This is a genomic window from Bacillus sp. FSL W7-1360, assembly GCF_038592975.1.
GTDB lineage: Bacteria > Bacillota > Bacilli > Bacillales > Bacillaceae_D > Shouchella > Shouchella lonarensis.
This window is the reverse complement of record NZ_CP151950.1, coordinates 2017335-2029808: the sequence shown is the minus strand read 5'-3', so window position 1 is coordinate 2029808 and position 12474 is coordinate 2017335. Positions and strand designations below refer to the sequence as shown.

Below are 12474 nucleotides of genomic sequence, written 5' to 3'. Positions count from 1 at the left end.
GAGTGCACAAGCAGTTGTGCAATGTACTTTTGCGATAAGTATGGAACTGTTTTGACACCTCCATTTAAACGAGGTGTTTTTTGTGCGTACCTAAAATGAATGATAAAGGGGGTGGTGTGGGATGGATAGTTTACCCAATCCGAGGATAGGCTGTAGAAAACGAGATCAGTTTGAGGAGCAATTCATCCTACATCAGCCTGTAGGAATGAAGCGCCTCTCTTTTTAAAAGGAGGGGATCGATTTGGAGTTGTTGAAAAGTAAGTGGAAACGGAATGATTATGAAAAAGAAGTGATCAAACATTTATCTGAGCGTAATTTACGTCTTTTTAGAGAGTCATTTTTAGCCTTGCATCCAACCGATCAGATGGAATTATTTTTGCGGCTAGAAAAGGCGTTACAAAAACAAGTACTATTATTTTTGAGCCCACAAGAGTTTGCCGATTTGTTTCAAGGGTTTGAGTTAGAAGATCAACTCACGCTTTTCCCTGAGCTCAGTTACCAATATGCTGTGTCGATGTTTAACCATATGTCTGCTGATGATGTGGCTGACTTTTTAGCTGAAATTGATAAGAATAAAGCAGACGACATGCTTAGTGCGATGGATTTAGAAGAGTCTAAGCGTGTAGAAGAGCTCATGGCTTACGCACCAAAAACAGCCGGTGCGATTATGACAAAGGAATTTATTCGTCTTGCCGTTACTTCTACAGCGAAAGAAGTGATTGAGGCATTAAGGCAAACAGCGCCCGAAGCGGAAACCATTTATTATTTATACGTTGTGGATGCAAATCAACATTTGGTTGGCGTTGTCTCATTACGTGACCTCATCGTTGCAGCACCATCTCGGACAGTAGAAGAAATGATGAGTACGAAAGTTGTATCTGTATTTGAAAATGATGATCAAGAAGACGTCGCCCATTTAATCAAAGAATACGATTTCTTAGCGGTACCAGTTGTAACGCCGGATAAGCGGCTAGTTGGTATTATTACGGTTGATGATGTCATTGATGTTTTGGAGGAAGAAGCCACGGAGGACTTTGATGATTTTGCTGCATCACGCGGGGCGACTGACTTATCATTAACAGCATTTGCGGCGGCGAGGAAACGAGCACCGTGGTTAATTTTGTTGATGTTTTTCGGTTTGTTAACAGCTAATATTATTGGTCGGTTTGAGGAGACATTAGAACAAGTGGTGTTATTGGCAGCGTTTATGCCACTGATCATGGGGACAGCGGGAAATACAGGGACGCAGTCGCTAGCAGTGGCTGTGCGTGGACTTGCAACAGGGTCATTTGAACGGAGCGGTGTATGGAAACCAATTAGACGTGAACTTGGGACAGGTTTGTTGCTTGGTTTAATATGTATGGTTGTGTTAATGGTCATTATTAGCGTGTTTTATCAAGGGAATTGGACGCTTGCCTTTATTGTTGGTATCTCACTATTTGTAGCGTTAAGCATTGCAGCTGTCATTGGTACCATTATTCCGTTGATCATTGATAAATTCAAAATTGATCCGGCAGTGGCATCAGGGCCATTTATTACCACCTTAAATGATATTATTGGCTTACTCGTTTACTTTACAGTGGCGACCGTTTTGCTAGGAAATATCGTGATGTAAAAATGTCACAGGAAAACATAGTGTGTAACGAGCAGATCCTTCTCTGTTACACACCTATGTTTATTTTTTTATTGCCCGTAATACGGCACTGGTTACAAGTACTAAAATAATCGCCCCAACAAGCGCGGGAATTAAAGCAAAGCCGCCGAGACGAGGTCCCCACGCGCCAAAGATCCACATGCCTAAATTTGCGCCGACAATCCCAGCAATAATGTTGCCCAGAATGCCATATGGAATATCTCGTTTTGTGATGGCACCAGCAGCCCAACCAATTAAACCACCAATTAGAATGCTCCAAAGAATACCCATGATTTCCTCCTTTTCTTTTATCAGTGTTTACGTGATAAAAAACGATGTACCTTTTGTTTTCCCTATTTAAATAAAAGTAAACAGGAGAAATTTGGTATGCTATTCAAACCCTTTTATCAAGCGGTTTTGAACACGGGGTGGCAACTTTTTTAAGAATTTAAGGGCTTTAAGCTGAGATTTTTGAATAAAACCGCTATAATGGAGGAGTACACGTAGGATCAGTCCATGGTTCTCCTCGATTTTGTGTAACATGCATGAAAGGGTGAATGATCAATGAGAGACGTAACAATTGTGAAGCAGCAACGGAATGTGTTGCGAGAAGAGCTGGGTAAGTGCATTAATAAAGTGAAAGAGATGAAGGTGGATGAGGCAAGTTTCAAACAAATGTCACAGCACGAGCAACAAGTGTATATTTATTTAGACCGAACGATGCAACGGTTACGCACACAAATTAATGCGCTTGAGTTTGTGTTGAATGAAGATACGCAGTTGGCTGATCCGTATTTTGATCGGGCTGCAGAAAAGTTGGAGATTAGCCGAGAGACGATTTTTGGTGGCGCGAAGAAACCAGTGCCAGCTGGTGAAGGTGATTACAACCTTGATATGAGTAAAGTAGACAAGCATTAAAATAAGATTGACAGACCACAGCTTCTGCGTGCCAATACGCACGTAGAAGCTCGTGGTGATGCAAGGGAGGAGCCACATATGGACACGTTACATACAATGAATAAGACTGGATTACAGGAACATTATCATATGTTAAAAGGGCAATTTGATCATTTTTGTGCCCAAAATATCTCCTTAAACATGGCACGCGGAAAGCCGAGTCCTGCACAACTTGATTTATCGATGGATTTATTAAATGTACTCACTCCGAAAGATTGTCTGCAAGTAGAAAACGGCATCGATCCACGAAATTATGGTGGGCTAGATGGTATTCCTGAAGCAAAAGGATTATTTGCCAAAATGTTTGGGGTACGCAGTTCGCAAGTGTTTGTTGGTGGCAATTCAAGCTTAACATTAATGCACGATCGTGTTGCGCGGGCGATGACACATGGTGTAGAAGATGGATGCTTGCCGTGGTCCAAGCTTCCTAAAGTGAAATTTCTATGTCCTGTCCCAAGCTATGACCGTCACTTCGAGATTTGTGCATTGTTCGGCATAGAAATGATTCCCATTGCAATGACAGAAGAAGGGCCGGACATAGATGAAATAGAGCGACTTGTACGTGAAGATGATGCGATCAAAGGGATGTGGTGTGTCCCGAAGTACAGTAACCCAACTGGTATTACTTATAGTGACGAGGTGGTTCGTCGATTAGCAAGGATGCAAACAAAGGCACGAGATTTTCGTCTTTTCTGGGACAATGCGTATGCTGTTCACCATTTGACGAACACACCTGATGAGTTACGCAACATTTTTGAGGATGTTGCGGGTACAGAAAATGAAAACCGTGTTTACATGTTTGCTTCTACATCAAAAATGACATTTCCTGGCGCAGGTATTTCAGCATTTATCTCAAGTGAAGCGAATATTACGGCAGCAAAAAAAAGGTTTTTTTCGGTGCAAACAATAGGTGCCGATAAAATAAATCAATTGCGGCATGTCCGCTTTTTTGAGAAAGTCGGTGGGATTCCCGCATTGATGAAAAAGCATGCTGAAATTTTAAAGCCGAAATTTGCGGAAGTGGATCGCGCATTCACAGCGTCATTATCTGGGAAAGGCATTGCCACGTGGACGAAACCAAAAGGTGGCTATTTTGTTAGCTTAAATGTGCTTGATGGTTGTGCAAAACGGGTTGTGGCGCTTGCTAAGCAAGCTGGCGTGACGTTAACGACTGCTGGTGCGACATTTCCATATGGCGTTGACCCGCGAGACAGAAATATTCGTATTGCACCAACATATCCGAGCATGAGTGAGCTAGAGCAAGCGATGAAAATTATTTGTGTTTGTGTAGAGCTAGCTGCTGTAGAAAAATTGCTGGCGGTATGAGCATGCATCTATGACGTCGTTACGTAGAGATGGAAGTCGTCCTACTAATATGTAGGGCGCGCTTCCCCTTGGTCTGTTAAGATGAGCGGTCCATTTTTTGTGATGGCTATCGTATGTTCGTACTGAGCAGAGAGTGAGCCATTAATTGTGCGTGCGGTCCAACCGTTATGATCAAGTTTGCTTTCATAGCGACCAATATTAATCATTGGTTCAATGGTGATCACCATGCCTTCACGCAAGCGTAGTCCTTTGTTTCGTTCCCCAAAATGTAATATTTGTGGGGGCTCATGGAGTGTGGGGCCCACGCCATGCCCTGTAAAACCGCGGACCACGGCATAGCCGGCTGTCTCAGCATGAGTTTGAATTGCATGCCCAATGTCGCCAATACGATGACCGATTTGAGCTTGTGAGATGCCTTTGTATAGAGACTCATGAGTGACCTTCATCAAATCACGTGCTTCTTTGGAAACGTTGCCAACAGCATATGTCCAAGCGGAATCGGCCAAGGCACCATTCAAATTAAATACAGAATCAATCGTGACAATGTCGCCGTTTTTCAGTGGTGTACGACGCGGGAACCCGTGACAAATTTCGTCATTGATCGAGGCGCATGTTGCGTATTGATAGCCTTTATACCCTTTTTGTTCGGCTGTGGCGTGATGTTTTTTTAAAAACTGCTCAACAAATAAATCAATTTCAGCTGTTGTGATACCCGGCTTGATGAAGGACGAGAGTGCTTTGTGGCAAGACGCCAGTAATGCTCCCGCTTTTTGCATCAGTGCGATTTCACGGTTTGATTTTAATGTGATCAAGATGATTACCTACTTTCTTATGGTCAGATTAATATATATAATGTGTAAAGAGAATAACGGTTCATTTTTTTATGTATGTTATTTTAGCATATTGTTTTGTAAGACAGAAGCGGCTGAGTCAATTTCAACTTTTATTTATGATTATGATGTTTTTATCTAGGGAGGGGAATGACAATGGATGATCGATTATTTAAAACGGCAATGAGTAAATTTGCAACAGGCGTAACTGTGCTATTAACCGAAGTGGAAGGCAATTACCATGGGATGACAGCAAATGCATTTATGTCAGTTTCTCTTACCCCAAAGCTGATTGCGGTTTCCATTGCAAATCATGCAAAGTTTAAACCGATGGTAGAAGAAACGGGGACGTTTTCTGTTAATATTTTGTCAGAAGATCGTGCTGACTTGTCTATGCATTTTGCAGGACAAAAAGAGTCAGAAAATGTTTCTTTTTCGTTTCTAAACGGGTTGCCTGTTGTAGAAGGAGCAATTGCGACCATTGCTTGTGATGTGCACGATGTCAGTGTTCAAGGTGATCACTCAATTTTTATTGGGAAAGTAAGAAATGTGGTTGTGACGAATGAATCGCCGCTTGTTTATTATGAAGGTGGTTATAAAAGGATGGTTTAGAACTAACGTGTAACGGAGTGATGCAGTATCGCTGTTGTAAACAAGGCAGGTGTCGTGATGAAGCAACACATTATATCCGTAATAAAATTGTTAGGTATAGGGATCTTTTCATTTTTATTTTTTGTAGTCATTTTATTTGTTCTCCAAGGAAAAGACGAATATGGGAGAGGGCCCACTTTGTTTGGATGGTCTTCTTATACCATATTGTCAAATAGCATGCAGCCATCTTTTAGTAGTGGAGATGTGGTGGTGATGAAGCCAGTAGAGGACATTGAAGTCACTGTGGATGATATCATTACTTTTATGATGCCAGAACGCCGATTTGTTACCCATCGCGTCACGGATCAATATGTTGAAGAAGGTGTCACTTATTATGTAACAAAAGGAGACAATAATAATGTCACAGACGAAGATCCTGTTGTGAAGGAACAGATTGTTGGTGTCCACGTGTTCACGATTCCTAAATTAGGTTCACTTGCGCAGTCTATTCGACAACCGATCGGTTATGTACTACTGATTGCTTTGCCACTTGCAATTTATTTATTGCTCACGCTCTATGAAATCATCAGAAAACGTTCTAACGAGAAGTCTTAGAAAGTTGCATTCAAAAGGAATGTCCACTTTAATGCATCCATGCTCTCTAAAGCATTTTTAAAGAGAGGTGGATGCTTTGATTGTTCATGTGCTTTTTTGTGTGAAATTAATGATGATGAGGTCATCGCATAAGTCAAATGGTCCATGGAGTTTCCTGATTTATGGGATTATAATATATAAATAGAACTATATTTCGTATGAGTAAAAAGGATCATTTTCAGACAGATGTTTAAAAAGGAACGGTTTGAAGAAAGAACAAAAGGTTCATAAATCCTAGTTACAAGGGGGGATTTACGTATTAAAAGTGTTCTATCTTCACAATAGACAAATCATATGTGAAGATAGAAGTGTGAGAAAAGGGCATCCTGTATGTTTATATTTTTGCTATAATTCGATTAGAATCACACACTTACACACGGGGAGAGGATGCTTTCATGAAAAAAGCAACATCAAGATATGCGAAGGTAGCTTGTGCAGCGACATTGGCACTAGGTATGGTCGCAAGTTCGTTTACATTTCCGTCGCAACCGTCTTTGGCAGAAAATGGAGAAAAGAAGCATTTGTACATTCAGGATGATATTGATTTAGAGAGTGAAGAGACAGTATCAGTCATTGTGGAATTAACGGAAATGCCTGAAAAAGTAGCTGTTGCTACAGCTGAAAAGCTCGGAAAGAAATTGTCAGAGAAAGAGGCAAAAGAGAAGGTCGAAGTGTCACATGTCGCGTTTGAAGAGGCGCTAGAAGAAGTTTCTAGTGAAGAATCAGAATATGTTATTGAGAAAACATATGAAACCGTATTCAACGGCGCGGCGTTAAGTTTACCGGCCAATCAAGTTGAGGATTTGTTAGAAGTCGAAGGAGTAAAGGCCATTTATAGCAATGATACAGTTGAGTTAATTGCTCCCGTTGAAGAGACAAGCCTAGACGATGTTGTGGAGCCATTGATGGCGAATAGTTTACCGCATTTAGGAATTACAGACATGCATGTCGATGGTGTGACGGGTGCGGGAATAAAAGTAGGTGTTTTAGATACAGGCATTGATTATCACCACCCAGATCTTACGAATGCTTATAAAGGTGGCTATGATTTTGTTGATGGTGATGATGATCCAATGGAAGCGACTTATGATGATTGGCTCGAGTCGGGTCTACCAGAATTTAGCGCTTCAGGTCGACCGTATTATACGAATCACGGGACACATGTAGCCGGAACAATTGGTGGACAAGCAGACAATGATGTAGACATGGCTGTGCTTGGTGTTGCACCAGATGCAGATCTTTATGCGTATCGTGTACTTGGTCCATATGGTAGTGGGTTAACATCAAATGTCATTGCGGCAATTGATCAATCAGTACGTGACGGTATGGATGTCATCAATCTTTCTCTTGGTGCGAGCGTTAATGACCCAATTTATCCAACAAGTATCGCAACGAATAATGCGTCGCTAGCCGGTGTAACCGTTGTCAATTCAGCAGGGAATGCTGGGAGTGGACTAGGCACAGTCGGTTCTCCAGGGACAGCGGCATTGCCAATTGGTGTGGGTGCAAGTGATCTACCAGCAACAATAACAGAGTTTTCAAGTTCGTATGTTTTAGGAGAAGCAACATTGACAGGAGACTTACGTGTTTTAGCGACCTCTTTTGGCGCTGATTTAGCGGCATTTGCGCATGAATCATATGAACTGGTTGGCGCAGGTCTTGGATACGCATCAGACTTTGAAACGATCGATGTAGAAGGAAAGATTGCAGTCATTTCTCGTGGTGAAATTACTTTTAACGAGAAGATTGCTAATGCGAAGGCAAATGGTGCGATAGCAACAATCATTTATAATCATGAGCCGGGTCAAGGGCACATTCCATTTTATCTTGGTGAAAGCCATAGCTATATTCCGAGCTTTTCACTAACGTATGAGCAAGGAAGTGCGATTGCAGAGAAATTAGAGGAAGGAAGTCAAGTAACGTTTGGTGACATGTCAGAAATGGTTGCTGGCGGCGACCGGTTGGCAGACTTTAGCTCTCGTGGACCAATTAACGTCACGGCCGCAATTAAACCAGAGATTGTCGCACCAGGCGTCTCAATTTTATCGACAGTACCATCGTACACAGCAGGCTCTGAGCACGTCGGGAATTATGATATTGCGTACGCTCGGATGTCTGGAACATCGATGTCGGCGCCGCACGTAACGGGTGTGGTTGCACTTATGCTACAAGCAAATCCTGATTGGACACCGGCTGATGTGAAAACACGGTTAATGAATACAGCTGTTCCCCTTTCTCAAGAATACAATGTGTTTGAAGTTGGTGCAGGTCTCATCCAACCAAAAGACGCGGTAGCTACAGATATGATGATTCAAACAACGATTGATGGCTTGCATCTGGAAAACGATCGTTTACAGCTTGTCGACGACTTAACGGGTGCTATCAGTTATGGATTTGTGAGCACAAATGATGGGAATATTCGTGAACGGGAGAGCTTACGCTTTACGAATAGCGGTGAAACAGCGAAGACCTTTAACGTGGATGTTGATTTTCATACTGTCAACGGCACACAAGAAGCTTCTGCAAATGGGATTGTGGCACAAACAAATACGGTTGTTTCCGTGCCAGCAGGTAAAACGGTGACAAACAATGTGTTCTTCCTCGGTCCAAAGACAGCAAAGCAAGGGTTATATGGTGGTTACATTACGTACACGAATCAAGACGATGATGATGAGGTGTACCGTGTACCATTTGGTGCATATGTAACACCGGAAGCAGTAGAACCATATCCTGTTGGTCGCTCTTTTAAAGAATAATCATGCAATGATAGTGGGGCTCATGTAGCCCTGCTATGTAGATGAAATTTATCACTCCAAGGGGGAATTCGGACATGAAGAAATTAAAAATAGCAATGATTGGTACGGCGTTTGCGGGAGCGATTGTTTTGATGGTAGGAAATAATGGATCTTTTTCATGGTTTACATCAGAAACATCAGCTTCTGGCCAGCTCACAAACGGTACGTTGGAATTAAATGACGGCAATAACATTTCAGGAAACATTGTTCAGGCAACAAACTTTGCACCGTCACAGCTCATTTTCGGCGACTGGTTGGAGGTCGGAAATACAGGAACGCTTGATGCACATTTACGTACCACATACTCCCATAGCATCGACGTAGCGGCACCAATTGATGCATATAAAGTGGGTTACATTGCAATTAAATATACAGTGGCGCCAGACAAGGACGTATACGAAGGCGCGCAGTATGATTTGCAGAAATTGTTTGATGGTGTTACCAATGAGCGCCAGTCTGCTTCTGTCTCGATGACGCAGGAGAAAAAACTAAACGGCGTTGAAATTTTGACGGGCATTGTGGATGAGGATGCGTATACGGATAATGCAACTTCATTTATTTTTGGTGATGGCGCCTTAGATGGAGATAAAAATAAGTTTTGGCAACTTAAGCAAGGGCAGTACATTGATATAAATATTGGCGTGAAATTAGACGCAGAAGCGGGTAATGAATATCAAGGTGCTACGTATGAGGCAGTGCTAGATGTTTTAGGGAAACAAACAGATGAGGGAGCATTGTATACAGAAAAATAGCATGTTTTCATGGACCAGCAACCTATTGCTGGTCTGTTTTTTATATGTCCGATTAGTGAATAGGTAGTATGGCCTACATTTGTCTAATATATGTAAGTTTCATAGTGTGATGGAAACATCTATTTATAGTCATATAAGCTCATTTTTAGTGTGTAAATGTGAAATATGGTAAAAAAGGATGAGATAACTGAATGGAAATGTTTTTGTACAGGGAGAAATTACCGCGGTGAAAATGAAACGTTGAAGTAAGTGATCTTTTGGAGCGGGAAATAGAAGAGGTTCAGATAGACGATTCTATGATCGTTGTTGTTATAATTTGATTGATAGCACAAAATTAAACAAGAAAGAGGCCACGAATTTATGAAGAAAACAAGATTAAGATATGTAAAGATTGCATGCGCAGCGACACTATCGGTCAGTATGATTACTGCGACTTCTCCAGCACTAATTGTGTCGGCCGAAACTAAAAGCAAAGAAGAGACCCTGTATATTGATGACAAAATTGATTTAAATAGCGAAGAAGATGTATCAGTCATTGTTGAACTTAAAGAGGTGCCTGAACAAGTGGCTTTAGTCGAGGCAGAAGCAGAAGGTGAAAAACTGACAGAAAAGGAAGCAAAAAACCACATTGAAGTATCACAAGAGGCATTTATTGATGCACTAGATGAGGTCGTAGAGACTAAATCTGAGTATGAGGTTGAACGAACATACAGCAAGATATTTAATGGTGCAGCGCTGACGTTGCCAGCGAATAAGGTTGAAAAACTATTAGACTATGAAGGAATTAAAGCGATTTATAAAAATGATAAGGTTGAACTTGTTCGACCTCTCAATCAAAAGACATCAACGGAAACGGTGACCAAAGAAACGACGGGTAGTACACCTCGTTTAGGTGTGGCAGAGATGCATACAGAAGGTTTCACCGGTAAAGGGATTAAAGTCGGTGTGATTGATACAGGTATTGATTACAATCATCCTGACTTGAAGTCTGCGTATAAAGGCGGCTATGACTTTGTCGATGATGACGATGATCCAATGGAGACAACGTATGACGATTGGCTTGAGGTGCGTGATTCTGATGATCCTGACGAGTTTTTTGAAGAATATTACACAGCTCATGGTACACACGTTGCTGGAATTATTGCTGGTCAAGCAGAAAACAATGTTGATCATGCAGTGCTAGGTGTGGCACCGGATGTTGATTTGTATGCTTATCGTGTGCTCGGTCCAGGAGGCTGGGGAGAAACAGCGGATATCATCGCTGCGATTGAACAATCAGTGTTGGACGAGATGGATGTCATTAACTTATCACTCGGATCACCAGAAAATACGCCACTGACACCAGAAAGCATTGCAGTGAACAACGCGGTACTTTCTGGTGTGACAGTGGTGGTTGCCGCCGGCAATGACGCGTTATATGCGCTATATGATGAAGATCATAGTTTATACACAGTGGGAGAACCAGCAACAGCTTCACTGCCAATCGCGGTGGGGGCAAGTTCAATGCCACTAGATATCCTGCAATTTGAGAGCACGTATACATCCGAAAACGAGATGTTGACAGGACAAGTACGTTTGGATCCTACTTTTGATGAAGATGTTGACGGAGAATCGCTAAGTGGACAAGAGTTTGAGTTGGTTAATATAGCAGAATCGGACCTTGATCATATTGACCTAGAGGGAAAGGCAGTAGTGATCTCAGCAAAAGAGCTTTTTAGAGATGAGGAAGGAAGACTGTTACGTGCAGGTGAGGAAGGTGCCGCTGCAGTGTTCATTTATAACGATTTTGTAGGTTTAGAACTCGATTCTTCATCTTTCTGGAACTTTTATGGTACTGGACTTGATATCCCAACATTCTATCTTTCAGATGAACAAGGCAGTGACATTGCAGCGTTAGCAGAGAAGGAAGTTTCAGTGAAGCTGGGGGCAAGTGAATGGATTGCAACGGGTGACCTCATTGCATCGTTTAGCTCTCGTGGTCCGGTTAACCAGACAGGTGCAATCAAACCTGAAATTGTGGCACCTGGGGAGGAAATCTTCTCTACAGTTCCTGATTTTATGCTTGGACCGGAGCATATTGGAAATTATGATGAGGCTTATGACCATTATTCAGGGACTTCAATGGCAGCGCCATACGTCGCTGGTGTTGCGGCACTCATGTTACAAGCTGATCACGACCTAACACCTGGAGAAGTGAAGACACGTGTCATGAACACAGCACGCCCATTAGCAAAAGAATACAATGTTTTCGAAGTGGGTGCGGGTTTAATTGATCCACGATCAGCAGTGACAGCCGATGTAACCATTCAAACGACAGTTGAAGGCGTGCATGTACAAGATCATATCTTGACAAATGTACCAGACCAGACAGGGGCACTAAGTTATGGCCTTCTCAGTACACATGACGGGAATATACGTGAACGAAATAGTGTGCGGTTGCAAAATCGTTCTTCTGAGGCGAAGACGTTTTTAGTTGACGTACAATTCCAAGATATAAATGGGACATTGCCAGCCGCTGAGAGCGGGGTTGTGTTGCAAACAAACAAAAAAGTCACCATTCCAGCAGGGAAAGCAGTGACAAATAATGTGTTTCTGATTTCACCAAAGACAGCTAAGAGTGGTGTGTATGGGGGTTATATGACGTACACAAATGAAAAAGACAAAAATGAGGTATATCGTATCCCATTCGGGGCATGTATTACTGCTGAAATGGTGGCGCCGTTTCCTATCGGAATTGAAATAAAAGATTCTTTGGCTTCGTAAATGACTTCAAGACCGGCATTGTTCTTGCCGGTCTTACATTATTTATCGTTTATTTACATAAGTTGCGATAGAATGGAATGAAAAACAAGACTTTTAGATCATCTTAAGTCCATTATATGTAAAATATATAGTCTGAAAGAACCTTTCTGTCTATGGGTATAAAGATTCATTTT

10 protein-coding genes are annotated in these 12474 nt (G+C 42.0%); 8 read left to right on the top strand and 2 right to left on the bottom strand.

Annotated features, from left to right (window positions below):
- Nucleotides 1-241 precede the first annotated feature (241 nt).
- Entirely contained in the window at nt 242-1615 is a 1374-nt protein-coding gene (mgtE, locus tag NSQ26_RS10430; protein WP_090776685.1) for a magnesium transporter, read from the top strand.
- A 60-nt stretch (nt 1616-1675) separates the two neighbouring features.
- Here the strand turns inward: mgtE and NSQ26_RS10425 are convergent, their stop codons facing one another.
- The gene (locus NSQ26_RS10425) at nt 1676-1924 is read right to left on the bottom strand and encodes a GlsB/YeaQ/YmgE family stress response membrane protein (RefSeq protein ID WP_090776686.1); all 249 of its coding nucleotides are present in this window, start codon (nt 1922-1924) and stop codon (nt 1676-1678) included.
- A 273-nt stretch (nt 1925-2197) separates the two neighbouring features.
- Here NSQ26_RS10425 and NSQ26_RS10420 point away from each other — a divergent pair, with 273 nt between their 5' ends.
- Nucleotides 2198-2551: a hypothetical protein gene (locus tag NSQ26_RS10420; protein WP_090776687.1), complete on the top strand. Its 354-nt coding sequence runs from the start codon at nt 2198-2200 to the stop codon at nt 2549-2551.
- Between the two features lie 78 nt (nt 2552-2629).
- A complete protein-coding gene (locus NSQ26_RS10415; RefSeq protein ID WP_499718116.1) occupies nt 2630-3916 on the top strand; it encodes an aspartate aminotransferase type Ic in 1287 nt (428 codons plus the stop codon).
- A gap of 44 nt (nt 3917-3960) precedes the next feature.
- Here NSQ26_RS10415 and map read toward each other — a convergent pair whose 3' ends face one another.
- On the bottom strand, nt 3961-4728 hold the full coding sequence (map, locus tag NSQ26_RS10410) for a type I methionyl aminopeptidase (protein ID WP_499718115.1): 768 nt from the start codon (nt 4726-4728) through the stop codon (nt 3961-3963).
- Between the two features lie 174 nt (nt 4729-4902).
- Between map and NSQ26_RS10405 the strand changes: the two genes are divergently transcribed.
- The 5 genes from NSQ26_RS10405 to NSQ26_RS10385 all read left to right on the top strand — a co-directional run bounded on the left by NSQ26_RS10405 (nt 4903) and on the right by NSQ26_RS10385 (nt 12301).
- A complete protein-coding gene (locus NSQ26_RS10405; RefSeq protein WP_499718114.1) occupies nt 4903-5358 on the top strand; it encodes a flavin reductase family protein in 456 nt (151 codons plus the stop codon).
- 57 nt (nt 5359-5415) lie between these two features.
- Complete coding sequence (locus tag NSQ26_RS10400) at nt 5416-5952, top strand: signal peptidase I (RefSeq protein ID WP_499718113.1); 537 nt, start codon at nt 5416-5418, stop codon at nt 5950-5952.
- A 434-nt stretch (nt 5953-6386) separates the two neighbouring features.
- Entirely contained in the window at nt 6387-8747 is a 2361-nt protein-coding gene (locus NSQ26_RS10395; protein WP_499718112.1) for a S8 family serine peptidase, read from the top strand.
- A 74-nt stretch (nt 8748-8821) separates the two neighbouring features.
- Complete coding sequence (locus tag NSQ26_RS10390) at nt 8822-9538, top strand: M73 family metallopeptidase (RefSeq protein WP_090776693.1); 717 nt, start codon at nt 8822-8824, stop codon at nt 9536-9538.
- Nucleotides 9539-9898: 360 nt separating this feature from the next.
- Nucleotides 9899-12301 (top strand): S8 family serine peptidase, encoded by a 2403-nt coding sequence (locus NSQ26_RS10385; RefSeq protein ID WP_499718111.1) that lies wholly within the window; start codon nt 9899-9901, stop codon nt 12299-12301.
- Nucleotides 12302-12474: the final 173 nt, after the last annotated feature.